This is a genomic window from Pseudomonas veronii (assembly GCF_001439695.1).
GTDB lineage: Bacteria > Pseudomonadota > Gammaproteobacteria > Pseudomonadales > Pseudomonadaceae > Aquipseudomonas > Aquipseudomonas veronii.
Map to the genome: position 1 here is coordinate 198,191 of NZ_JYLL01000004.1, position 24,029 is coordinate 222,219.

At 60.3% G+C, this 24,029-nt stretch carries 18 protein-coding genes; 13 read left to right on the top strand and 5 right to left on the bottom strand.

All coding sequences use genetic code 11. The annotated features are described in order from the left end of the window. The 4 genes from TU80_RS07040 to TU80_RS07055 all read right to left on the bottom strand — a co-directional run bounded on the left by TU80_RS07040 (window position 1) and on the right by TU80_RS07055 (window position 3,691). Window positions 1–444, bottom strand: a complete 444-nt coding sequence (locus TU80_RS07040) for a type II toxin-antitoxin system RatA family toxin (RefSeq protein ID WP_046383430.1) — start codon at window positions 442–444, stop codon at window positions 1–3. A gap of 14 nt (window positions 445–458) precedes the next feature. Then, window positions 459–1,718: an aspartate aminotransferase family protein gene (locus TU80_RS07045; protein ID WP_017849077.1), complete on the bottom strand. Its 1,260-nt coding sequence runs from the start codon at window positions 1,716–1,718 to the stop codon at window positions 459–461. Continuing rightward, entirely contained in the window at window positions 1,715–2,779 is a 1,065-nt protein-coding gene (locus TU80_RS07050; protein WP_017849078.1) for an SDR family oxidoreductase, read from the bottom strand. The genes TU80_RS07045 and TU80_RS07050 overlap by 4 nt, the downstream gene beginning before the upstream one ends. A 183-nt stretch (window positions 2,780–2,962) precedes the next feature. Continuing rightward, entirely contained in the window at window positions 2,963–3,691 is a 729-nt protein-coding gene (locus tag TU80_RS07055) for a helix-turn-helix domain-containing protein (RefSeq protein WP_017849079.1), read from the bottom strand. A gap of 269 nt (window positions 3,692–3,960) precedes the next feature. Between TU80_RS07055 and TU80_RS07060 the strand changes: the two genes are divergently transcribed. Next, complete coding sequence (locus TU80_RS07060) at window positions 3,961–5,238, top strand: MFS transporter (RefSeq protein WP_046383439.1); 1,278 nt, start codon at window positions 3,961–3,963, stop codon at window positions 5,236–5,238. Here TU80_RS07060 and TU80_RS07065 read toward each other — a convergent pair. Further along, a complete protein-coding gene (locus tag TU80_RS07065) occupies window positions 5,232–6,287 on the bottom strand; it encodes a helix-turn-helix domain-containing protein (RefSeq protein ID WP_046383440.1) in 1,056 nt (351 codons plus the stop codon). The two genes, TU80_RS07060 and TU80_RS07065, sit on opposite strands and share 7 nt — an antisense overlap. Before the next feature lie 638 nt (window positions 6,288–6,925). Here TU80_RS07065 and tssA point away from each other — a divergent pair. From tssA to TU80_RS07125, 12 genes are all read left to right on the top strand, one after another. Further along, window positions 6,926–8,476: a type VI secretion system protein TssA gene (gene tssA, locus TU80_RS07070; protein WP_057004117.1), complete on the top strand. Its 1,551-nt coding sequence runs from the start codon at window positions 6,926–6,928 to the stop codon at window positions 8,474–8,476. Between the two features lie 98 nt (window positions 8,477–8,574). After that, window positions 8,575–9,072 carry a type VI secretion system contractile sheath small subunit gene (tssB, locus tag TU80_RS07075; protein ID WP_017849097.1) on the top strand — a complete coding sequence of 166 codons (498 nt, stop codon included), beginning with the start codon at window positions 8,575–8,577 and terminating at the stop codon, window positions 9,070–9,072. A 3-nt stretch (window positions 9,073–9,075) separates the two neighbouring features. Beyond that, a complete protein-coding gene (gene tssC, locus TU80_RS07080; RefSeq protein ID WP_017849098.1) occupies window positions 9,076–10,560 on the top strand; it encodes a type VI secretion system contractile sheath large subunit in 1,485 nt (494 codons plus the stop codon). 159 nt (window positions 10,561–10,719) lie between these two features. Beyond that, window positions 10,720–11,208 (top strand): Hcp family type VI secretion system effector, encoded by a 489-nt coding sequence (locus tag TU80_RS07085; protein ID WP_017849099.1) that lies wholly within the window; start codon window positions 10,720–10,722, stop codon window positions 11,206–11,208. Window positions 11,209–11,278: 70 nt separating this feature from the next. Then, on the top strand, window positions 11,279–11,698 hold the full coding sequence (gene tssE, locus TU80_RS07090; RefSeq protein WP_226926231.1) for a type VI secretion system baseplate subunit TssE: 420 nt from the start codon (window positions 11,279–11,281) through the stop codon (window positions 11,696–11,698). Between the two features lie 3 nt (window positions 11,699–11,701). After that, on the top strand, window positions 11,702–13,417 hold the full coding sequence (gene tssF / locus TU80_RS07095) for a type VI secretion system baseplate subunit TssF (protein ID WP_046383442.1): 1,716 nt from the start codon (window positions 11,702–11,704) through the stop codon (window positions 13,415–13,417). After that, entirely contained in the window at window positions 13,381–14,388 is a 1,008-nt protein-coding gene (tssG, locus tag TU80_RS07100; protein WP_046383443.1) for a type VI secretion system baseplate subunit TssG, read from the top strand. The genes tssF and tssG overlap by 37 nt, the downstream gene beginning before the upstream one ends. Continuing rightward, on the top strand, window positions 14,389–17,121 hold the full coding sequence (gene tssH, locus TU80_RS07105) for a type VI secretion system ATPase TssH (protein WP_057004118.1): 2,733 nt from the start codon (window positions 14,389–14,391) through the stop codon (window positions 17,119–17,121). 36 nt (window positions 17,122–17,157) lie between these two features. After that, entirely contained in the window at window positions 17,158–19,785 is a 2,628-nt protein-coding gene (locus tag TU80_RS07110; RefSeq protein WP_057004119.1) for a type VI secretion system Vgr family protein, read from the top strand. Window positions 19,786–19,827: 42 nt separating this feature from the next. Next, window positions 19,828–22,422, top strand: a complete 2,595-nt coding sequence (locus tag TU80_RS07115; RefSeq protein ID WP_057004120.1) for a DUF2169 family type VI secretion system accessory protein — start codon at window positions 19,828–19,830, stop codon at window positions 22,420–22,422. After that, window positions 22,415–23,377, top strand: coding sequence for a pentapeptide repeat-containing protein (locus tag TU80_RS07120; RefSeq protein WP_057004121.1), 963 nt, complete (start codon window positions 22,415–22,417; stop codon window positions 23,375–23,377). Before TU80_RS07115 ends, TU80_RS07120 begins: the two co-directional genes overlap by 8 nt. Further along, entirely contained in the window at window positions 23,374–24,021 is a 648-nt protein-coding gene (locus tag TU80_RS07125; protein WP_057004122.1) for a DUF3540 domain-containing protein, read from the top strand. The genes TU80_RS07120 and TU80_RS07125 overlap by 4 nt, the downstream gene beginning before the upstream one ends. Window positions 24,022–24,029: the final 8 nt, after the last annotated feature.

The window sequence follows — 24,029 nt, forward strand, 5'->3', positions numbered from 1 at the left end:
TCAGGCCTTCAAGTAACTCGCCGGGAACAGACCGGTGATGATCGAGTGAATGTTGTCGCGGATGGCTTTGTGGGCCACGGGGTCGAGCATGTCGGCGAGCATCGGCAGGCCCAGGTCAAAGCGCGAGGCGAAGGTGATGACCGCGTCTTTGCCGTCCGGCAGTACTTGCCAGGTGCCGGAGAAGTGATCGACATCGCCGCTCATTTGCTCGAAGTGGATTTCCCGGGTCTGGGTATTGAACGTGTCACGCTCCTGCCACTTGAGAATGCCGCTGTGGAAATTGACTTCCCAGGAGGTGAACGACACCTGGTCGCTGACCTTATTGATCGTGATATTGCGCACCGACTCGCACAGCTCGACGTAGTTGCTGAAGTCGCTGATCACGGCAAAGACTTCATCAGCGCAGGCACTGGGGATATGGGCCAGTACGTTGACTTCTTGCATGGGGGAAACTCCAATCAAAGGGATGGTATTGAGGTGGTCAGCGCGTGGGCGAACCCCTCGATCAACCGATTGCAATCCTGGGCTGTCAGCAGCGGGGAAGGCGTGAGCCTGACGACCCGGTGGTCATTGAGCGAGTGGCACACAATGATTTGCTGTTCGATCAGGGCCATGACCATGTTCGCGGCGACCGAGGCGTCGCTGAATTCAAAGCCCAGCAACAAGCCGGCACTGCGCAACTTGACGCGCTCGGCCAGTCCCCTCTGCTGCAACAGCGCGCTGAAGCGGGCGTGCAGGTCCTGGCCCATCAGCCGGGCACGTTCCACGAGGTCTTCCTGCACCATCACTTGCAATGTGGCCTGTACGGCCGCCATGGCCAGCGGGTTGGCGCCGAAGGTCGAGGTATGCACCGTGGGGTTGCGGTTGAACGGCGCGTAAATCGCCGCGCTGGCGACCATGGCACTGACCGGCACGCAGCCACCGGACAGGCTTTTGCCCACCAGCATGATGTCGGGCACCACCTGTTCCTGGTCGCATGCCCACCAATGGCCGGTACGGCCCATGCCGGACTGGATTTCGTCGATGATCAGCACGGCGCCGTACTGGTCGCACAGTGCGCGGACACGTGTCAGGTAGCCTGGCGGCGCGAGGATCACACCCGCTTCGGCCTGGATCGGTTCGAGAATCACACAGGCCTTGTCCGGCGAAGCGCGCAATTGCTGTTCCAGCGCGGCGCTGTCGCCGAAGGGGACGAACGTGCTTTCACTGAGCAAGCCGCTGAACGGCTCGCGGTAGCTTTCGCGGCCGGTGACGGCGAGTGCGCCGAGGGTCTTGCCGTGGAAGCCGCCGAGGGTCGACAGCGTGCGGCGGCAGCCGTTGAGCCGGGCTAGTTTCAGGCCGGCTTCGGTGGCCTCGGCACCTGAGTTGCAAAAGAACACATAGTCCAGGTTGCCAGGGCAATGCGCAGCCAGGGCTTGCGCGGCGAAAGCCTGTTGCGGGTTGAGCAACAGCTTGCTGGCCAGGGCGTTTTGCTGCAGCTGCCGGGTGACGGCCGCCACCACCACCGGGTGGCCGTGGCCGAGGAAAAATACGCCATAGCCGCCGGCGTCCAGGTACTTGCGGCCTTGGCTGTCGTAGATATAAACGCCATGGCTGGACTGTTCGATCGGCAAATTCATCAACGACGCAAGGCGCGCGTACCCTGAATTCACGTGCTGGCGGAAGTACTGGTCGACCTGTGCGGCGTCGGCTGCGGGTTCGGTAAGAAGCGGGTTCATGCGACTGACGCCTGTGCGACGGTTGGCATCGGCTGCTTGAGCATGCGCGTCAACGCGCCCAGCTTGGGCGCCAAGTGGTTGAGCGAGAGCAGTAACTCACGGCTGACATCCCGTGCGCTGAACGCCGGTTCGCCGAGCAACTCAGGGAGTGACGTGGGCAGCGGTGTACGCAGGCAGGCATAGCGACACAGCTGGTTGGCGCGGCCCAGCGCGGCCTGGATATTGCCGGTCAGTGCCGGGAGGAACACTGGGCGGATCAGCCGCTCATAAATATCCGGCGCCATGCAGCGCGGCCGGGTGAAGGCTTGGGCCTGGGCTTCCATGGATTGGCACATCAGGTCCAACAGGCCGTTGAGATCAAGCGCCTGCGGGCCACTGGTGAGAAAGTAGTCTGCGCCGATCAAGCGCTGGCGCAACGCGTTGGCAATCGCCCGCGCCGCCACGTCACGGGCGATCAAGTCGATATACCCGGCAGGCGGGCAGGGCACGATAGGCAGCACGCCGGACATCATCAGCCCCATGGTCATATGAAACCCCTGGAAGTTGGGCATGTGCCCGCTGTCCGAGTCGCCGATGATGATGGAGGGACGAAAGATCGAAACATCGATACCTGCCGAGCGCACCAGCGTTTCAGCCTGGCGCTTGGCGACTTCGTAAGGCGTTTCTGCTTGCACGCCTTCGTAGTAGTCGCACGGATGGGTGAAGGCGGTGCTGATGTGGTAAAGCGGCACGTTGGCTTGCTGGACAAAGTTCACGACGTTTTCGGTGCCGAGGTAGTTCACCGAAAAGATCTGGTCGATATCGCCATCCATGCGGGTCACCGCTGCGGCGTGGATCACCCAATCGACACGCTTGAGCAGCGCTTCATAAGCGCCGACGTCCAGCCCCAGTCGCGGGCTGCATATATCGCCCTTGAGCACCTCCACGCGCGGGTGGCGAATGCGGCTTTTACGCGCCAGGCATACCAGGTCAAAGTCCTCTGCCAGGCAGTCGATCAGTGATTCACCGAGTACGCCTGAGCCACCCGTGAGAAGGACGGTTAATTTTTGCTGTTCTGACATGTAGGACGCTTCCTGCGGACTCATCGAAAGAATTAACGGTGCGTTCCGCCAAATCCCGGGCACGGATACCCCTGGCGAACACTCTTGCATTCACTGTCGGTAGCGCTGAGGTGCTGTGTGAGGCCGGCAATCAGCGCTTATCGTTTTCGCGAATAAGATGCGATCGATATTGGCTTTTTGATATCAATGCGTCTTGAACGAAACGCTTGTCTTTCGCAAAACCCTGGCAGCGGTGCGGGGCGTCATGCCAATCATGCGGCGCATGATGCGGGCCAAGTGCGCCTGGTCGGAAAAGCCGCCGTCGGCGGCGGCATCCGACAAGGTGGAACCGTCAGCGAGGGATTTGGACGCGCGCTCGAGTTTGTTCCAGATGATCCATTGGGACAGCGACACGCCCATCTGGTGCGTGGCGACATAGCGCAAGCGCGGGCTGGACAGGCCGACCGCACTCGCGGCGCGGCTGACGGAGCCCGGACCGTCGCGGTCCAGGCGCAGAATGTTCAAGGCCTTGTAGAGGCGTTGGTCGATGGGCGACGTAATCGCCAGCAAGCGCCCCAGCGCTTCCACAAACTGAGACAGGGAGCTGGAGTGGCGAAAGCACTCGAGCAGTTCGTCACTGGCCAGGGCGATGCCATTGTCTTGCAGCAACGCGTTGAGCGCACGCCCCAACGGGGTATCCGGGTTGACGTAGACAAAGGCCACCGGATGAATGTCGGGCACGGCACGGTGCTCGACATTGGGCCCAATGATCACGCCGGCCGCGCGGATCGACTGGCCTGGCAACTCCAGGGTGACGGGCTGGTGTACGCCGATGCACAGCTGAATGGCAACATGGGAGTGGGCAGTGTTCTGATCCGCGCGGCCAATGTAGCCGGCCCATGAATCACCAAAGGTAACGTTGCCATCCCACATGTAAGGTCTTCCTGACTCAGAGGGTGAATTTTCCGTGTGCAGGGTAGGCCTGCGCCGGACTTGATTCAAGCATGTGCGCCTGCCCGCGTTATAAAGGGGATACATACAAGCCTGATATTGTTCCGTAGGATGCTCCCGCCAGGACGCTACTACAAATCAATAGCCCGTCGATCGAGCTGTTAGCGCCCAACGTGCCCATGAGGGGCCTTTTGGGCCCACGTGTTCGCTACCCAGCGCGCTTTGATTGACTCGACGGGACCTCGGCCTAAATGTCTTATCTTGAATCTGGCGATTGTCCGGTGACCTTCAGGCAATCGAAGAAGGTGATACTGGCGACAGTCGTTGGCAATGGCCTGGTGATCTACGACTTCACGGTATACAGCTTTTCTGCCGTGATCATCGGCAAGCTGTTTTTCCCATCGGACAGTTCGTTCGCCTCGTTGCTGATGGCATTGTTGACGTTTGGCATCGGTTTCGCGATGCGCCCGCTGGGCGCAATCGTGATCGGCAACCTCGCCGACCGCAAAGGGCGAAAAGCCGGCTTGAATGTCACCAATCTATTGATGGCAGCCGGTACCGCCTTGATCGCGTTCATGCCGACGCATGCATCGATCGGCGTCACCGCAACGGTGTTGCTGGTGCTCTCGCGGTTGCTGCAAGGGTTCGCGACCGGAGGGGAGATCGGCGTGTCGTCCGTGGTGCTGATGGAGTTGGCGGCGCGCAATCAACGCTGCTATCTGGTCAGTTGGCGTTCTGCCAGCCAGGCGGCCGCGGTTTTGGTGGGGGCGGTTGTCGGTGCCACCACGACCGCATTGCTGACCCCCGAACAGTTGCTGGCCTGGGGCTGGCGTATTCCTTTCGTGCTTGGGCTTTTGATTGCCCCGTTTGGGTGGTTCATTCGGCGCAATATGGTGGAGACAACACGGCGTGGTATCCAGTCGCCGTCGCTGCGTGTCTTGCTGAAAAACCATCGCCCCCAGCTATTGCTGGGGATCTTGATGATGGCAACCCCCACCGCAAGCATCTACCTGATGGTGCTCTACATGCCGACCTATCTGGTCCGCACGTTAGGCCTGTCGCCGAGCATGAGCTTGCTTTCGGCGTGCTTTTCCAGCGCGATGCTGTTCATTGCCGCGCCATTGTTTGCGCGGTTCGCCGACCGGCTGCCGCGACGCAAGCCGACCCAATACGTGACGATGATCCTCAGCATCCTGTTGGTCTATCCGGTGTTCCTGGCCTTGACCCATGGGGTCGGCGAGCTGGCTTCCTTGCTGATCATCGGCATCTATTCGGCTGTCGCGATGGGCAACAACGGCGTCGCTACCGTCATGATCATGGAGGCTTTTCCGGCGCATCACCGCGCCACGGGGATGTCAATGGTCTACAGTTTCGGCGTGACGATCTTCGGGGCCTTCTGCCCGTTTTTTGTGACGTGGTTGATCGGTGTTACCCAGAACGCAATGGCGCCTTCCTGGTATCTGCTGGGCGCGCTATTGGTCAGCCTGTTCGCACTGGTGAAATTTCCAGCGCGCCAGCCGGCTCACTGATCGATTCGGCCAGCGACGTTACGGTGCCCCGGCATAGCGTTGCCCATTCGCTGTGCAGCCATCAGGCGATGGTCCTGCGGCGCCAGGTCATAGCGACGACGAAACGCGCGGGTAAACGCCGATGCGCTGTTAAAGCCCAGGCTGTAGGCGATCTCAATCACCTGGCGGTCCGGATAGCGCACCAGTTCGTCCGCGGCTTCACGCAGGCGGCAGTTGAGGATGTAGCGACCCAACCCTCCCTCATGCTGGAACAGACGGTAGAGCGTGGCGCGAGGCAGCTGCATGGCCATCAGCACGTACTCTGGCGTCAGCCAGGGTTGATACAGGTTGTTTTGCACATAACGCCTGGCTTTATCGAACATCGCACTGCGCGCCGCCGCCCGCACGTGCCCACCCAGCTTGGCCTGTTTCGAGAAGGCCGCGAGCATGAGTTGAACGGCAGTATCGAATGTCGACGCGGCCTCGGCGCTGCTGATAACCGGCAGTTTTCTGGAAAACGCCTCGACGTGCTCGATCATCAATTGGGTCATAGGCGTCGTATTCTCGAAGACACGCCCGTGGATCGACTCGGCATGCGGCAGCGCCGCTTCCACCACCGGGCGCGAGACAAAGAAGGTCAATACGCGGCAACGCCCCCGGCTCATTTTGATCGGCTGGTTCATGTCCATGGCAACGATGCTCGCCCTGGCGGACGCGCCATGTTCCTGGGGGCCGCCTCGAATGGACTCCATTGCGCCCTGGGTGAAGACCTGGAAAACATAGTCCCGGACCTTGTCGGTAGAGATGCGCGCAATCGAACGGTCGAGCAACAAGGCGTCGCTTGAGCAGTCGGTGAAGACGCGATCAGCCAATTTGTAGCGGTCAATGCTCGCGTTGAAGGGCGTGGTGGTTGCGTGGGATGTAGGCAGGACGTCGATGACGTGTCCGACCCGATCACGCCAGGCCAGCAGTTGGTTGGCAACCGGCTCGGCGCTGACCTCGAAGTGATCATGGGCGTGCCTGGAGCCGACGTGTTTAGGGGCGCATATGAGTGAGGCTGGTTTGTTCATGGATTCACTACAACCCGGAAAGCCTATGTTCACGCCCCGTGAACAGGCGTTGCATCTTCCCACTGTACGTCCGTGCTGCCTAGCGGCAGCCAGTCAGAATGGGTTGTTGTGCTCCTTATAACCGGTTTCTCCATGAAAGTAATGACAATCCCTCTTGTATCCAACTTGTTGCGCACTTTCTGGCGGCGGCAAGAGCCGGGCAGGGCGCCTGAAAATAATTGAAAAGTTGCAACGCAGGGTCAAGCCATCTGCAAGGCGCTTGATAGATTGACGCGAATTCGAATTTGACAGCGTTTATGTGTTTCCACGCTGTGAACGCGTGCGCTTGTTTCTCAAGCAAAGTGCGCTGGGTATTGGCCTTGTTATTTTCGGCGCGATGATCTGAACGGGTACGTTAAACCGGCGAGTACTTCAGGTGTTCACCCGATGGCCCCGGCGCCTTGGCTGACACATGCTTGTCCGACGGTTCAACGCGCGGGGCTTTGGCTTGGCGGATTACAGCCGCGGTGGGCGGAATATCAGGCCCTGGATCAATCAATGAAGATCGTCACCGCTGCATAAATCAACCCGGCATCGGCGGCGATTTTTTTTACGCGGCAACGATGTATCAAACAACCTATTGAAGTAAGGAGTAACGGATGAGTTGCCTCGACCGGGAAGTCGGTTCGTTTGCGATCAGTTTGACTCATCCTGCTGGCGTTAATCCTCGGGAAGGGCTGGCTTTTTCCCTCGCGCAAATCGAAGTGGATAAATTGAACAATATCCACGCCGAGTCCGGAGTGGATTGGCAGAAAGTCGCCGATGCCTGTGTAAAAGTGCTGCGAGAAGAGGGCAAGGACTTTAACGCCGCGGTCTGGTTGTTATGTGCCTGGACCACCCTGCAAGGCATTTCCGGCCTGGCGACCGGCGTGCATATAGTGCGCGAAATGCTCGAGTTGTATTGGGAGACCCTGACCCCGCCGCCGGCTCGATTGCGTGCCCGGCGCAACCAGGCCGAGTGGATGCTCGAGTGGCTCGCCGTAAAACTTGAAGCCAACTTCGAAGCGGTGCCCGGGGAACAATTGGCGCAGTTGCTCGAAGACTGGGACGCCATCGATCGCCATTGGCGCGACCGGGACGCCGACGGCCCGAGTTTTTTTGCGTTGCGTCGTCGCCTATCGCAGTTGCCTGTGCAAGCGGGTGTCGAGCCAATAGCGGTGACGGCGGAAGAGATTCCAGCGGCAGTCGATGCGCCTACAGCGCTCCCGACGCCGGTTGCGCACGCCCCTTCGGCGCCGCTCCCGGCCCTTGTGCCGGCTCCGCCATTGGGCCGTCTTGAGAGCGATGAAGCCATCGAGAACGCGGTCAATAGCGTGTTTGCCTCGCTTGCACCGCTGCTGGGGTTTTGCCTGGAGTCTCGGGCGACCTTGCCGTTGCTGTTTCGCCTCAATCGCCAATTGGCGTGGACGACCCTGGAGCAGGTCCCTCCTGCGCAAGGCTACACGACACGCGTGCCGCCGCCTTCGGACGCGGAACTCGAAAGTTTCAGCCGCTTGCAGAGTGTTGGCGAGCCGCTGGACATCGTGCGTTTTTGCGAAGGTCGGTTACCAAGTTATCCGTGCTGGCTGGACCTCAATCGGGCCAGTCATGCCGCGCTCTTGAGGCTCGGTTCGGCGGCGCAGGCCGGTGCTGCCAGCCTGGCCCTGGAAACCCGTCATTTTCTGGCGCGCCTGCCGGCGCTGGTCGAGTTGACATTCGCCGACGGCCAGCCGTTCGCCGACGGCGCGACCCGCAGTTGGCTCGAAGGTTTGGCTCCGGCGGCCGGCAGCGGCGCCACGGATGGGCTGCAAACGCTGATCGATGAAGTCGCGCGTGATGCCGCCGAAGGCCGTTTGAACGAAGCGTTGGCGCGTTTGCAGGTCGCCGTGCGAGAGGCCGGCAGCGGCCGCGAGCGGTTTCGCCTGCGCGCTGCCCAATGCCATCTGCTACAGCGTTTCGACCCGCGCGCGCAGTTGGGTGTTGCCTTGGATGTGTTGCTCCAGGAAGCGACGGAGCAGGGCCTCGATCGTTGGGAGCCGGAGCTGGTCCGGCCGTTGTTGGAGTTGGCACTGGCACATGACGACGGCGGTTCGAGAGCGCTGTGGGCGCAACAGTTGGCGGCAATGGATTTGCCGGCGTTCTGGCGTTTGGCCAGCCCGCCGGCAAGTTGAATGGGCAACAGGCAATACCTGGCAGGCGTGTGCATATCCATGCCATGAGTTTTCTAACGGCTGCGTTGAGCGAGTCCGGTAAACAGGAGTGAGATTTAATGGCTAGTGAAGGTTCGGTCGCGCCTAAAGAGCGCGTCAATATTGTTTACAGCTCTGACACCGGCGGCGCGCAGGAACAGGTCGAGCTGCCGCTCAAGCAACTGGTGATCGGCGACTTCACCTTGCGTGAAGACGACACGCCGGTTGAAGACCTCAAACCGATCCGCGTCGACAAAGACAACTTCACCGATGTGCTCAAGGGCCAGAACCTGAGCCTGCAGTTGGCGGTGCCCAATCATCTGGCGGAAAACGCGCCGGAGGACGAGCAGATCCCGGTCTCGCTGACCTTCCAGTCCATTCGCGATTTTGAGCCGGATGCCATCGTGGCCCAGGTTCCCGAGTTGCAGCAACTGATCGCCCTGCGGGATTCGCTCAAGGCCTTGAAAGGGCCGATGGGTAACTTGCCGGAGTTTCGCAAGCAGCTGCAGGCCCTGATGAACGATGACGGGGCCCGCGAGCGTTTGCTCTCGGAACTTGGCGTAAAGGACAAGGAATAACCCATGAGCGAAGAAAAGAGTCAGGCAGCGAGCACGACCGGCCAGGCGGTCGAGTCGGTTTCCCTGTTGGATCAGTTGGTGGAAGCGACGCGCGTCAAGCCGGGCGACGAGGCGTATGCCGTCACCCGTCAGGGCCTCGAAGCGTTTGTCACCGAACTGCTCGAGCCGGCCCGGCAGGCCGAGAAGGTCAGCGCCGGGTTGATCGACGACATGATCGCCACGCTGGATGCCAAGCTGTGCCGGCAGGTCGACGCGATCATTCACCACCAGCAGTTCCAGAAGCTGGAGTCGTCCTGGCGCTCGCTGAAGTTTCTGGTCGACCGCACGGATTTTCGCGAGAACAACAAGCTGGAAATCCTCAGCGTGTCCAAAGAGAAGCTGCTCGAAGATTTCGAGGATGCGCCGGAGATCACCCGTTCGGGTCTGTACAAGGCGGTGTACACCGCCGAGTTCGGCCAGTTCGGCGGCCAGCCGTTCGGCTCGATCATCGGTAACTACGAGTTCAACCCCGGCCCGCAGGACATGAAGTTGCTGCAGTCGGTCGCCGCGATTTCGGCGATGTCCCACACGCCCTTCATCGCCGCGGCCGGACCACAGTTCTTCGGCATCGACAGCTTTGCCGACCTGCCCAACCTCAAGGATCTGCAAGCCGTCTTCGAGGGGCCGCAGTTCACCAAATGGAATGCCTTTCGTGAAAGCGACGACGCGCGTTTCGTTGGCCTGACATTGCCGCACTTCCTGCTGCGCACGCCCTATGGCGAAGACACGGTCCCCGCCAAGACGTTCCGCTACAACGAGAACGTCGGTGGCGGCAACCAGGACTTCCTGTGGGGCAACGCTGCGTTTGCCTTTGCCAGTCGCCTGTCCGACAGCTTTGCCCAGTACCGCTGGTGCGCCAACGTCATTGGTCCACAGGGCGGCGGCACCGTCGGTGATTTGCCGATCTACAACTACGAGGCCATGGGCGAAACCCAGACCAAGATCCCGACCGAAGTGCTTATTTCCGAGCGCCGCGAGTTCGAGCTGGCCGAGCAGGGGTTTATCGCGCTGACCATGCGCAAGAACACCGATAACGCGGCGTTCTTCTCCGCCAACTCGTGCCAGAAGCCCAAGTTCTTCGGCAATGACAAAGAAGGCAAGGAAGCCGAGCTGAACTACAAGCTGGGCACCCAACTGCCGTACATCTTTGTGGTCAGTCGCCTGGCCCATTACATCAAGGTCATCCAGCGCGAAAACATCGGCACCTGGAAAGAGCGTGGCGACCTGGAGTCCGAACTCAACACCTGGATTCGCCAGTACGTGGCCGACATGGATAACCCCGCCGCCGGTGTGCGTAGCCGTCGCCCACTGCGTCAGGCGGAGATTACCGTCAGCGACGTCGAAGGCGATCCAGGCTGGTACCGCGTCGGTTTGAAAGTCCGTCCGCACTTCAAGTACATGGGCGCGTCTTTCACGCTGTCGCTGGTGGGCAAGCTCGACAAGAGCTGATCGGTAGCGCGAATGGGCAACGCCGCCGTTGCCCATTCAGGTGTTCACCCGAGGGTCATTGCCTCGGCGTTTCCATAAGATGGATTCAACGCAGCGAGACAGGGCCAGAGGCGCTGATCGATGCCTGAAAACTCACTGATTAAACCCGGAGTACACGTTATGCCAATGCCATGCTACTTGAGTATCGAAGGCCAGAACCAAGGCAAGATCGAAGGTTCCAGCACGGTTACCGGTCATGAAGGAAAGATCCTTGTTCAGGCCGTCGAACACCTGATCGATATTCCCAAGAACCCGCAGACCGGACTGCCTGCCGGCAAGCGTGTCCACCAGGGCATGACCCTGACCAAGGAAATCGATAAGTCTTCTCCAAAGCTGCTGCAAGCCCTGACTTCCGGCGAGCAGCTCAAGTCTGTTGTGTTGGAGTTCTATCGGATCTCGCCTAAAGGCACCGAAGAAAAGTACTACACCATCACCCTGAGCAATGCCGTGCTCGTTTCGGCCCGCACCTGGGTGCCGAACGTGTTGAGCCCTGAGTTCAAGCAAATGGGCCATATGGAAGACATCGGCATCACCTACGAAAAAATCGTCTGGACCTGGGTGCCGGACGGTATCGAAGCCGAAGACTCGTGGTTGGCGCCAAAAGCGTAAGCCAGGCTCGACAGTTCAATGCCGCCCTGGTCCAGGGCGGTGTTCTTGTTATTGCAGAAGGTACACCGCGTTGAGAGAAAAGCGATTGCTGGAGCGCATCACAAGCCTGCAGGCCGAAACCGGTCGCACGCACCTGACCCAGGCTGAAGTGTTGACGCAGTCGATCGTCCAGCATCTGCAACGCATTTTGAATACCCGGCGCGGCAGCGTGCCGATCGACGCCGAGTTTGGCGTACCCGACTTCACCAATCTGGCCGGTTCGTTTGCGACCGGCGAGACCACGCAAATAATCGAGAACATGACGCGCATGATCGCCCGCTACGAGCCTCGCTTGAAATCGCCGCGCATCCTGGTCGCCGAAGGTGCCCAGGAAGTGTTGTCGCTGAGTTTCAGTCTTGAGGGCGTGGTGTCGATCGACGATCGGGACATTCCTATTCACCTGGCAACGCGCGTGTCTTCGGACGGTCGCGTGTCCCTGGCGATGCACTAAGTCATGCTCAACAGCCATTATCAAAGTGAACTCAACCAACTGCGGCGTCTGGCCGATGAGTTTGCCCGCCGCAACCCGGCCCTGGCGCCGCTGCTGGGGGTGGACTCGGCCAATGACCCGGACGTCGAACGCTTGCTCGAAGGCGTGGCGTTTCTCACCGGGATGGTTCGCCAACGGTTGGACGACGAGTTTCCCGAGTTCATTCAAGAGTTGGCGCAGCTGCTCTATCCCCATTACCTGCAACCGTTGCCCTGCCTGACGCTGCTGCAATTTCAGCCGCGCACGGCATTGCAGGAGGTTACGCGTATCGAGCCCGGCTGCGAAATTGCCTCGGTGCCGGTCGATGGCCAGCGCGTGCGCTTCAGCAGCACCGCGGCGGTCGACCTGGAACCGTTGCAACTGCTCGGCAGCCGCTGGGACGGCGGCGCCGGTGAAGAGCGCAGCCTGGTCCTGGACTTCGCTTTTACCACCGCCGACCCGAATAGCTGGCTGGCCGACAGCCTGCGTTTCTATCTGGGGGATGGCCTGGTCGATGGCTCCAAGTTATTGCGTCTGTTGCAGCTCAACCTGCGCGAGATTCGCATCTCTGCGCAAGAGCAGCCCATGACGGTATTGCCGGCCAGCCATTTGCGTGGCCTGGGATTCGATGCGAGCAACACCTTGCTGCCGTTTCCCGATACCGCGCACCCGGCCTATCGGTGCCTGCAGGAATACTTCGCGCTGCCCGAGAAATTCCTGTTTATCGAGCTTCGCGGCTTCAAACAGTGGCGAGCCAGAGGCGCCGACGGGCGCTTCAGCGTGCGCCTGATGTTCGAGAATCTGCCGGACTGGACACCGAACCTGTCGGTCAACAGTTTTTTGCTGGGGGTGACGCCGGCGATCAATCTGTTCGCCCAGGACGCGCACCCGCTGCGCATCGACCACAAGCAAGTCGACTATCGCATCCAGCCTGCCGACCATGGCCAACGCATGAGCATGCGGATTCATTCGGTGCTCAAGGTCAGTGCTTATTCCGCTGGAGGCGGGGAGCGGCTGCTGGAGCCGTTCAATACCTTCTCGCAGCGCGACACCTATAACCTGCGCATCCGCGCCTCGAGCATCGATGCCCAAGGTTATGACCACTATCTGAGCCTGCCCTACAGCGAAGGCAAAGTGCCGGGCGAGATGACCTTGTCCATCGGCTTGCTCTGCACCAATGGCAAGCTGCCGGAAAGCCTGCGCCTGGGGGATTTGAACCAGCCCACCGACAACACGCCGCCCAGGGTCGAGTTCAAGAGCATCCGTGGCATCACACCGTGCCAGCCGCCCAAGTTCGACGACAAGTTGCTGTGGCGCATGCTCTCGCAGCTCAATGCCAACCACTTCCGCCTGGCCGATCGCGACTACCTGCGCGGGCTGCTCGCGCTGTATCTGCCGAGCGTCGGCGAAGGGGCCCAGGACGCCAACCAGCGGCGCATCGATGCCATCGAAAAAGTCACCGTCAGCCACGAGCGGCGTTTTATTCGCGGGCTGCCGATCGAAGGCAGTGTGGTCCGGGTCGAGTGCCGGGGCGACTATTTCCTCAGCCCCGGCAATTTCTACCTGTTCGGTTGTGTGCTGGATGAGTTTTTCGCCGGCTGTACGGCCATCAACAGCTTTACCGCCTTCACGCTGTTCGACAGCGTCAACCACGAGACCTTGAAATGGCCAGCGAAGATCGGGCACCAACGCCTGTTGTGATCGATCCGCTGCTCGATGACGGCGGCGAGTTCGGGTTTTTCCAGGCCTTGCGCCTGTTGCGCCTACGTTTTCCGAGCGAAAAACACTTCGTCGACAACGTGCGGGTCCGGCCGCGGCTGGGGCTCGGGTTTCCGCTGCGGGATATCGAAGGGATCGAGCAGGACGACGACGGTCGTTATCGGATCGAGGCCAACTTCTTCGGGCTGTATGGCGTCACTTCGCCGTTGCCGACGTTTTACACCGAAGACCTGATCGACGAGCAACTGCTGGGCCATTCGGCGGGACGTGACTTTCTCGACATCCTGCATGCCTCGCTCTATCCGTTGCTGTTCCGTGCCTGGGAAAAGCACCGGATCTGGATCGACATTACCGAGCGGCGCGACGTCAAGAGCCTGCGTCAGTTGCAGGCGCTGATCGGCATTGCGGATGCGCGTCCGGAGCAGCGCGATCAATCCACCGATTTGCTGCGGTATGCCGGGTTGTTCAACCAGTACCCGCGCTCGGCCCTGGGGCTGCAGCAGTTGGTCAAGGCGGTACTCAGCGATGTGACGGTGGAAGTCGTGCCGTGTGTCGAGACGCGCCTGCGGATCGACCGCACGGCACGCACTTACCTGGGCATGCAGTGCGGGGTGTTGGGCGAAAACAGCCTGCTCGGTCGTGAAGTCATGGACCGCAGCGGCACCCTGGATATCCGTCTGACGTCACTGAGTACCGAGCGTTTTCACGGGTTATTGCCGGGGCAGGCGCTGTATCAAAAGCTCGAACGCTTGGTGGGATTGTATTTGCAGACACCGCTACGCAGCCGTCTGGTCATGCGTCTTGCGGCAGATAAGCAGCAGTGCGCTTCGCTGGGCGGCGGCTGGCAGCGGCTGGGCCTGGATACCTGGCTCGGTGACGGAGACACACAGGACGACGTTGTATTCATGCTGACGGCCGAACACGGACCAATGCTCGAAGAGAGGGCTCGCTAGATGATTCAGGTAGAACTCAAACCGCTGTTCGCACGGCTCAATGTGTACAGCACCAAGGCCCTGGAGAACGCGGCGGGCCAGACCCTGGCGCGCGCTCACTACGAGATTTCCCTGGAGCACCTGCTGCGCCAGTTGCTGGAAGATCCGGATGCCGATACGACGCGCATTCTCGCGCGCTTCGAGATTGATCCGATGCGCTTGCGTGCGCTGCTGGATGAGGGCCTGGCGCAGTTGAAAAACGGCAACCCGGGACGTCCGGTGTTCGCTGGCCTGCTCACCGAATGGATTCAGGACGCCTGGCTGATTGCCTCGCTGGTGGTCGGCAGCGGGCGGATCCGTGGCGGTTCGCTGCTGCTGGCGCTGGTATCGCGCCTGGGCTACTACAGCGCTGGCACGCGTTACGGCGAACTGCTCAAGCCGATTTCCACCGATGCCCTGACCGCAGAGTTCGCTCAACTGTTGGGCGGCTCCAGCGAAGGTCCGCTGGACAGCCTGCAGACCGGCGCGGCCTCTGCTTCGTTGGCCGACGCCGGCGGCAGTGCGCCCGCAGCCGAAGACAATATCGCGCGCTTTTGCGAAGACCTGACCGCCAAGGCAGCGGCGGGGCGCATCGACCCGATTTTCGGGCGCGATGATGAGATTCGCCAGATGATCGACATCCTCGCCCGGCGGCGTAAAAACAACCCCATCGCCGTGGGCGAACCGGGTGTGGGCAAGTCCGCCGTGGTGGAGGGGCTGGCGTTGTTGATCAGCCAGGACGAAGTCCCCGACTTCCTCAAAAACACGCGCCTGCTCAGCCTGGATCTCGGTGCGCTGGAAGCGGGTGCCAGCGTCAAGGGCGAGTTCGAAAACCGCCTGCGTGGCGTCATCGAAGAGATCAAGGCCTCCACCACGCCGGTGATCCTGTTCATCGACGAAGCGCACATGCTGATCGGCGCCGGCGGCGCGGCGGGTGGCTCGGATGCGGCCAACCTGCTCAAACCCGCATTGGCCCGTGGCGAGTTGCGCACCATCGCCGCCACGACCTGGTCGGAGTACAAGAAGTACTTCGAGAAAGACCCGGCCCTGGCGCGTCGTTTCCAACTGGTCAAGCTGGACGAGCCGAGTGTCAAAACCGCGGTGTTGATCCTGCGCGGGCTCAAGGGGCACTACGAGAAAGTCCACGGGGTCAGCGTGCGTGACGACGCCATCGTCGCCGCCGCCGAATTGTCCGATCGCTACATCACCGGGCGCTTGCTGCCGGACAAGGCCGTCGACTTGCTCGACACCGCCAGCGCCCGGGTACGCATCGGCCTGGGCATCAAGCCTGCCGAGTTGGAGCGCATGGAGCGGCAGTTGTCCGGTCTGGCGCGTGAACAGAGCGCGCTGGAGCGCGACCGTGGCAATGGTTTCCCCGTAGAAGACCAGCGCCTGACGGATATCGCCGACGAACAGGCTGAGATTGACGAGCGTCGGGTTGCGCTGGAAGTTCGCTGGCTGGCCGAGCGCGACGCGGCGCTGCGCGTCCTTGAAGCACGCAAGCAACTGACCCTGCAAGCACAGGACCTGCCGGTTCCGGCCGAAGGCGAGGTTGTGCAGGTACTGGCCTCGCTGGAGGAACGTCAGGCCGAGCTGGATCAGGCCCGTGAAACCCTGGCCGCACTGCAAGGCGACGCGCCGTTGCTGTTCACCGAAGTCAGCCCCGATGCGATTGCCCAGGTGGTTTCCGACTGGACCGGCGTGCCGCTGGGCAAAGTGCTGCGCGATGCGGCGGGCGGCGTATTGGCCCTGGCCGACAACCTCAAGACGCGCATTCGCGGTCAGGACACCGCCGTCGAGCAGATCGCGGAAATCCTCAAGGCCGCGCAATCCGGCCTGCGCGATCCGCAACAGCCGTTGGGTGTGTTCCTGCTGGTCGGGCCGTCGGGGGTCGGCAAGACCGAAACCGCTCTGGCTGTGGCCGAACATCTGTTCGGCGGCGAACAGGCGATGATCTCGGTGAACATGAGCGAGTATCAGGAGAAGCACACCGTCAGCCGCTTGGTGGGTTCACCCGCCGGCTATGTCGGCTTCGGCGAGGGCGGCATGTTGACCGAGGCGGTGCGCAAGCGTCCGTATTCGGTGGTGTTGCTCGATGAAGTGGAAAAAGCCCACCTGGACGTGGTGAACATTTTCTATCAGGTCTTCGACAAGGGCAGCCTGTCCGACGGCGAAGGGCGGCAGATCGATTTCTCCAACACCGTGGTGCTGCTGACCAGCAACCTGGCCACCGAAGAAATCCAGAACCTGTGCGTCGACGGGCGGCCCGACCCAGACACCCTCGCGGAAAAAATCCGCCCGACTCTGTCCCGGCATTTCAAACCGGCGCTGCTGGCGCGCATGACCATCGTGCCGTTCTTCACCCTGGGTGGCGCGCAACTGGCGGGCATCGTGCGCCTCAAGCTGGGCCGGCTCAGCGAGCGTCTGCTGGCGTCGTCGAAAGTCCGTCTGACGTTTGCAGAAGAGGTCGCCGACGCCATCGCCGCGCGCTGCACGGAAGTGGAGAGCGGGGCGCGCAATATCGACTTTATTTTGCGTAAAAGCCTGACACCGCGCCTGTCTGACGTCTTGCTCGGGGCGATTGCCGATCAGCGGCCGCTGGCTGGGTTGCATGTGGCGGTGGATGCGCGCGGCGAGTGGGTCATTACCACGCAAGGCGTCGATGCGATCAGGTCTTTACCCGAGCGTGAAGCGCTGCTTGAACCCCTAGAGTGACCGCTCGTTTACCGACTGAAGAACAAGGATTGATTGATGGCTCTCAATGATCATGCGCTCTGTACTTTCGCCAGCCTGGCACCCTCGCTGCTGCTCGAAACATTATGGGTGCAGCAGTGGCAGGGCGAGGAAAAGCTCTCTCAGCCCTATCGCTTCGAGGTTCGGCTGGCCACGATCAATCCATTGTTCGACGACGAAGCGCTGCTGGGCAACCGGGCGGTATTGACCCTGAGCGATGCGTTGGGGCAGCCGCATCCCTATCAGGGTGTGGTCACGGAGGTGGATTATCTCGACGCCGATTCCTTGTATTACTACTACCGCGTGGTGCTGGAACCGCGCTTCGTGCAGTTGCGGCATTTCCGCTTTTCCGAAATCTGGCTGGACAAAAGTCTGCCGGAGCTGATTCGCGACGTGCTCAAGTTGGCCGACCTGACTGTCGAAGGGCCGGGTATGAACGGTTTGCCCGGGGCGGCGTATGACTTCGATATCCGCCTGCCGCTGGCCGATGATCCGCTGACTCAGGCGACGTTTACCTGCCAGTTCGAAGAAACCAGTTTCGCCTTTATTTCACGTCTTCTTGAATATTTCGGCGTGTATTACTTCTTTGAGCAGGGGCCTGACGGCGAGGCGCTGGTGTTCTGTGGCGACCGACTGTACCAGCCGCAACTCCCCAGCCTGCTGACCTATCGCCGCCAAGATTCGGAACTGGATGTAGGCCGGGTCCTGGCGGTGGCGCGGACCTTCGAGCGCAAACTCGTGCGGCAAGCGGCGGGGGTCACGCTCCAGGACTTTTCCGCGAGTAACGCGCAGTTGAAGTTAGAGGTCAATGCTTCGGTGGCAGCTGCCAGCCTTGGCGCAGATGCCTCAACCGCACAACGAGAGGCCGTCTCCGGTTCGTCTGTATTTATCGGCGGGCAAGGGTTGTATGGCGAGCACTTCGGTTCGCTCGAACAGGGGCAATGGTTGGCCAATCGCCGCGCCCAGGCCATCGGTTGCCGTCAACGGGAGTTTCATGGCAGCGGTCGAGCCACGGGGTTGCGCGCCGGTTATCCGATGCTGTTAGTCGGCCACCCGCGTCCGCTGTTCAATGCCGGTTATCAGGTGATTGAAGTTCACCACGACGGTTATCAGCCGTTGCCGGGCCTCGGCTCGGAGGGGGAAGGGCCGGGGCAGGGGATCAACACGCGGTTTATCGCCTTGCCCGGCGACGTGCAGTTCCGCGCACCCTGTGTGACACCGCGGCCTTATGTGCAGGGCGTGCTCAGTGCGGTGGTGGATGGTGATGAAGATACCGGTCGGCCGCTGCTCAATGAGCATGGTTGCTACAGGGTGAGTTTCCCGTTCATTCGCGGCGAGAAGAATGCGACGCGTGGTTCGGCCTGGTTGCGTATGGCCACGCTGTCCAGTGGTTCGAGCCACGGCATGAATTTCCCACTGCTCAAAGGCACGGAAGTGCTGGTTTCGTTCTTGGGCGGCGACCCGGACCGTCCGGTGATCACCGGTAGTGTGCCCAACTCCGAGAATCCCAATGTGGTCACCGGCGAAAACGCGACCCAAAGTGGCTTGAGCACTCCCGGTGGGCATTTGTTTGCGATGGAAGACAGCCCGTCCGGGCCGATGATGAAGATGGGGGCGTCCACCGGTTGTAGTTTTACCTTGGGTGAGGGCGATGTCAGTGGAGCACATTTGCGCACGGACAAGCATATGCAGCTGGCGTCCAGTTCGTATAAGCATCAGGTGCCAGGTGTTTATTGGCAATCCATAGGGGGAGGGCATGCGCCGGCCCCGGTGGCGGGGACGAGCTCTTCAGAGAGTTTGATGGGTGCCAACTTTAAAGATCGGCCTCCCACTCCCGCAAGTAGCAGCAAGCTTGCCTCCGCGCCAAGCACAACAAATAGCGCATCAGAGAAAAGCGGATTTGATAATTTCAAAGACGCAATAACCAACCCAAAGCTGAGCACAAAATTAGACGTTACAACTTCAATGCTTCAATTGAAGGGTGACGTAAATATAGCCAGCGGAAGTCTCTCTCTCTACGGGGTTGGCGTGTCAGTGAAACTTGGATTGGTTTCGCTTTCAGCTGACTACAGCTTGTATAAGAAAAGCGTTGGCAACAGTGCCTGGGAGTATCATAAGGCGAGTATTAAAAATTCAGAATACCTGAAAGGAATGCATATAGTTCGAGCATCCAACTCAAAGATGGAGTTGAAGAATACGGATATTTACTGCCATGAAAATGTAACTTCATATGAGATCAAGCTGGGTGGGAATAGCATACTTATCAATGCGGCAGGGGTTGTCATAAAGTCGGACAAGATTATACATCTTGAAGGCCAGGTGCATGTTACTGGTGATGTTCTTGTGGATGGGGACTTAGAAGTTTGCGGTAACGCCTTTTTTAATAAGTTCATGAGAGTCAGCGGCACTATAGTGGGTGCAACGATCACTTCGGATCAAGTACAGGAATTTCCGTGTTTTGAACTAGCCCCCAGCCCCAGCCTGTTAAGTCTGAAGCTAGCATCACGCCCAAGTCTTGCTGCAGTGAAAGTGGCCGCGGGCGGAGCCAATGCGGTTGTAAACGGCGCCGTTGGCCTGCTTGATGGCGCCGCCGATGCGGTCGCGGCAGCGGGCGATGCAGCTGCGCCGCCCGCTGCCGCGCCGTGATACGGAAAAAAAGAGGCGTAAGTTTCCTATTCGGAGAGTCCGATGCAGCTCAAATGTGAACAGGCCAGCCTTTTATTGCTCGCCAATGCCAAACCACTGGACCTTCATTGCGTGGTCGTCACCCTGGGTCTGCTGGTGGACGCTGAAGATCAGGTAATGGCCGCTGGGGAAACTTGGGCCTGGTTAACCGAGCGACTTGGCAAGCAGATGCTTGATCGGGGTTTAAAGAAAAGTCGAGGCACATTTGCCGTACAAGGTAAGGCTTATCCGTTGACCGATGTGCAACGGGGTGGCATGGCGGTGCGGGTGCGTCTGGGGGATATAGAAAAAACATTGCATGTACTCGCGCCGCGGCAATGGCGCAAAGGGCCTCTGGGTTGGACGTCCGTTGTGACCGGTCAACTGGATAACCTGCCGTTGGACTTTGAAAGCGCTTATGGCGGTAATAAGTGGCCAGATAATCCGACAGGCAAAGGCCATTATCCGGAGGTGGACGCCGCGCAAGGAATGCCGTTGGCACAACTGGAAGTGGCGAATGCCACAGTTGTTGACCCCGATGATCGGCCAGCCCTGGCGAGTTTTTTGCCATTGCCAGTACAAAGCGCTGAGCGCCGCCAGTATATGGGCACCCTTGACGAGCATTGGACTGCTTATCGCGCCCCATTCTTACCGATGGATACTGATGCGCGCTGGTTCGATGAAGTGGCGCAGGACCAATGCAACGCCGGTTTTTGGCGTGGCGACGAAGCCTGGTCGATCTCAGGCATGCACCCTACCGAGGCCCGGGTCGCCGGGCGATTGCCGGGCCTGCGGCCACGGCTGTTTATTGAGCGTGCGGATAAGCGTGTACCCGTTACCGAAATGTCGATGGACCTGGATACGGTATGGCTGTTCCCTGATGCGCAAAGTGCTCTTCTGCTGTACCGCGTCGAAGTACCGGTACTCGATATAGATGCGCAAGATATCGTCAAATTGGCTATGGCCCTCGAGCGAGCGGGTGACCCCGTGCTGGACGCGCAAGTCTGGATTGAGCGGCTTTGGCCACGCCCTCCCGTCGAGTCGGTCAAGGTTGCGCCTGTCGAACCAACCCCGTTCGACTCCGGGCCGATAATCGCCAGTTTGCAGGCCGCTGCGGATGCGCAATATGCAGCGTTAAGCGCAACTCATGAGCAGTGCATGCAATACGCTCAGATGATGGCGACTCGCATGAACCTGCCTTTCAACCCCACCGATTACCCACCATCAGCGAAAACGGACTTTACGGTTCTGATGCGCGAACCGATGCGCCCCCTCAAGCCCTTTGACCCCGAGGCATTGGCGCTGGAAATTGATTCGGAAATCGCCAAGGCTAAGGCCCAAGGCATGGAGTATGCCCAGCAGATGATGACCCGGCTGGGCATAGATGCAGAGCAAGCGTTGGCGCGTGCTAAACAGCCAGCACCGAAGGTCGATATCATGGACATGCTTGAGCGCCTGGAGCTGCCTCCAGACCAGCAGGCGCAAGCCAAGGAAAAACTGACTGCCGCCATAGCAGAGTCTCAAGCCGTGGAGGCTGAGATAGGCCGTGTTTTAAGCGCCATGAACAAAGCGCTGGCGGCTGATCGAATCCAATTCGCCCCCATTCTCCCGCTTCCTGAATACTGCAGTCTGACCCGTGAGCGGCTGCTGGCATTGCACGCGGCAGGTAAGACGCTGCAAGACCTCAGTTTGGAGAGCCTTGATCTTTGCGAAATCGATCTGAGCAGCGCTGACCTGAGAAATACCACTTTTATGAGCTGCAAGCTCAATGGCACTCGACTGCAGAACGCCGATCTGAGCCACTGTCAGTTCATCGACTGCGACTTGGGTGCTTCGGATCTGAGCAAGGCGCGCTTGCAGGACGCAATGTTTCATAGGGTTCTATGCCAAGGCGCTTCGTTCTGCGGCACCAGCTTGATCGATATCCGCGCTCAGAACTGTGATTTCTCCGCTGCTGATTTCACCGAAGCCAACCTGCAACAAGCCCAACTCAACGAATGCAGCCTCGACAAGGCTCAACTGAGCAACGCCAATCTAAGCAAACTACGCCTCAATAAGTGCGACCTGAGCGGCGCACGACTCACCGACAGCAACCTGCACAAAGCCAAGCTCTACGACTGCACACTGGACGCGACGGACATGCGCCGCGCCAACCTCAGCAAAGCCGATTTCGCCAAGGTGGTGGGCCGCGACCTGGACTTGCGCGAGTGCAACCTGCAGAACCTGCGCCTGGCCGCTCACTGCGTTTTGCCGGGTGTGCGCCTGGACGATGCCGACCTGACCGCTGCCAGTTTTCAAGACGCCGATCTGAATCACGCCAGCCTGCGCGGCGCACGGCTTAACGACGCGCTGCTGAGCGGTTGCGACCTGAGTGATTCCGACGGTGTCGGGCTGGTCGCGCAAGGTGCCTACCTGTCGGGATGTGACTTGAGTCGCGCTGATTGGTCTGGCGCCAACCTGCTTAACGGCCGCTTGCGCAAGGTATGCCTGGAGCAGGCCAACCTCAGTGGCAGCAACTTGCATGGCTTGGCCAGTGACGCTGTGCACGGCAGCGATGTGCGCCTGGAGCAGGCATTGATGACGCGCTGCCGACTCAAGGAGAGCCTGACTCATGCTTGAGGTATTAAGTGCTGAGCGTCTAAGGGCATTGCTGGCTGATTGGCAGCCCTTGCGCGCGTTGAATCTGGCCGGTGGCGACTACCGCGGTGTCGATTTGAGCAACGCGCGGCTGGAACAAGTGGATGCGCGTGGCGCGCAATTCAATGGCGCCATGCTGACCCAAAGCCACTGGAAAGACTGCCGCCTGGACGGCGCCGATTTTTCCGACAGCACCGCGGACTCGTTGTACATGAACGGGTGTTCATTGCAGGGCGCATTGTTCACGAATGTGCGTTGGAACAAGACCAGCTGGGCGCAATGCCACGGCGAGGATCTGGATCTGTCGGGCGCACAGCTACAGGCGTTTACACTCGCGGAGTGCCGGGTACCGCGTATCAGGCTGGCAGCCGCCCAGTTGAGCAAATCCCAATGGAACCGCTGCGATCTGACGGGCCTTGATGCCCAGTCGGCGCATTTTGCGAAGGCACGATTGATCGATTGCCAACTCGATCAGGCGCGCTTCGGTCTGGCGTCGTTGCAGCAGTGTGCCTTCGACGAATCGTCGTTGAGCGGGGCCGATTTTCATGCCGCGCAGGCCGAGGGCGCGTCGTTCTACCGTAGCAAGGGAACCGCGCCGATGTTTGCCGGTGCCCATCTCAAGGGCGCTCTGTTCAATGCCAGCCATTTTGACTCGGTCGATTTCAGTGATGCCGTTCTGGAGATGGCCATCCTGATCGACGCCCAGATGCCAGGCGCACGCTTTGACCGCGCCCTGTTGCGTTATGCCGACTGCACCGCGTTGCTTGCGCCACGCGCCTCGTTCGTCGCCGCCGACGTGACCGGCATGAATGCCCATGCCGCTGATTTCACCCAGGCCGACTGGCAGCAGAGCAACCCCCAGGCCATCCAGCCCGTAGATACCGAACGCCTCGCCGCCGAGCAATGGCAGCCTGCCTCTTTAGGAAAATCGAGATGAATGAAGCCCCGCAGTATTGCGATGCCGCTGCTCAATTGCGTCATGCGCAGGTCAACGCACTGGATGGCGAGCGTTTCGGCGTGGTCAGCAGCGATGGCCGCCGCTATTGGCTAAAACCCGCATTCGGTTGCCTGGTGCGTCCGGCAGTGGGGGACAAGGTGTTGGTCAGCCTGGACGCGCAAGGCGGTTACATCCTTAGCGTGCTGGAACGCGCCATCGCTCAACCGGCGCGTATGCATCTGGAGGGTGACCTGCATTTGAGCCTGCCCGCCGGCGCGTTGAGCATTCAGGCCCGCGACGGTGTGAGCCTTGACGCCGGTCTCGCATTACGGGTGTGCGCCGAGCAGGGCAGTGTGCAGATGCAGCGTGCCCATCTGACTGTCGGCACCCTGGCCATGAGTGGCGAGCATCTTCAGAACCACTGGGTCGAGCGCCACGACAGCAGCGTTTATCACCGCGAAAAGGCCGTGCGCCACGAGGCGGATTTTGCTGACAGCCGCCGTCGCGTCGAAGGCCATGAAGAACTTTATTCCGGCTCCTTGCGCCAGCGTGTGCGCGATGACTGGAGCGTGCAGGCCGACACGCTGGACCTGAATGCACAACGTAGCGTTGCCATTGATGGCGACAGCATCAAGCTGGGGTGAGATCGATT

What these genes read in the sequence shown, in the direction of transcription:
- TU80_RS07040 (WP_046383430.1), bottom strand. Translation starts at nt 444, where the DNA reads ATGCAAGAAGTCAACGTACTGGCCCATATCCCCAGTGCCTGCGCTGAT.
- TU80_RS07045 (WP_017849077.1), bottom strand. Translation starts at nt 1,718, where the DNA reads ATGAACCCGCTTCTTACCGAACCCGCAGCCGACGCCGCACAGGTCGAC.
- TU80_RS07050 (WP_017849078.1), bottom strand. Translation starts at nt 2,779, where the DNA reads ATGTCAGAACAGCAAAAATTAACCGTCCTTCTCACGGGTGGCTCAGGC.
- TU80_RS07055 (WP_017849079.1), bottom strand. Translation starts at nt 3,691, where the DNA reads ATGTGGGATGGCAACGTTACCTTTGGTGATTCATGGGCCGGCTACATT.
- TU80_RS07060 (WP_046383439.1), top strand. Translation starts at nt 3,961, where the DNA reads ATGTCTTATCTTGAATCTGGCGATTGTCCGGTGACCTTCAGGCAATCG.
- TU80_RS07065 (WP_046383440.1), bottom strand. Translation starts at nt 6,287, where the DNA reads ATGAACAAACCAGCCTCACTCATATGCGCCCCTAAACACGTCGGCTCC.
- tssA (WP_057004117.1), top strand. Translation starts at nt 6,926, where the DNA reads ATGAGTTGCCTCGACCGGGAAGTCGGTTCGTTTGCGATCAGTTTGACT.
- tssB (WP_017849097.1), top strand. Translation starts at nt 8,575, where the DNA reads ATGGCTAGTGAAGGTTCGGTCGCGCCTAAAGAGCGCGTCAATATTGTT.
- tssC (WP_017849098.1), top strand. Translation starts at nt 9,076, where the DNA reads ATGAGCGAAGAAAAGAGTCAGGCAGCGAGCACGACCGGCCAGGCGGTC.
- TU80_RS07085 (WP_017849099.1), top strand. Translation starts at nt 10,720, where the DNA reads ATGCCAATGCCATGCTACTTGAGTATCGAAGGCCAGAACCAAGGCAAG.
- tssF (WP_046383442.1), top strand. Translation starts at nt 11,702, where the DNA reads ATGCTCAACAGCCATTATCAAAGTGAACTCAACCAACTGCGGCGTCTG.
- tssG (WP_046383443.1), top strand. Translation starts at nt 13,381, where the DNA reads ATGGCCAGCGAAGATCGGGCACCAACGCCTGTTGTGATCGATCCGCTG.
- tssH (WP_057004118.1), top strand. Translation starts at nt 14,389, where the DNA reads ATGATTCAGGTAGAACTCAAACCGCTGTTCGCACGGCTCAATGTGTAC.
- TU80_RS07110 (WP_057004119.1), top strand. Translation starts at nt 17,158, where the DNA reads ATGGCTCTCAATGATCATGCGCTCTGTACTTTCGCCAGCCTGGCACCC.
- TU80_RS07115 (WP_057004120.1), top strand. Translation starts at nt 19,828, where the DNA reads ATGCAGCTCAAATGTGAACAGGCCAGCCTTTTATTGCTCGCCAATGCC.
- TU80_RS07120 (WP_057004121.1), top strand. Translation starts at nt 22,415, where the DNA reads ATGCTTGAGGTATTAAGTGCTGAGCGTCTAAGGGCATTGCTGGCTGAT.
- TU80_RS07125 (WP_057004122.1), top strand. Translation starts at nt 23,374, where the DNA reads ATGAATGAAGCCCCGCAGTATTGCGATGCCGCTGCTCAATTGCGTCAT.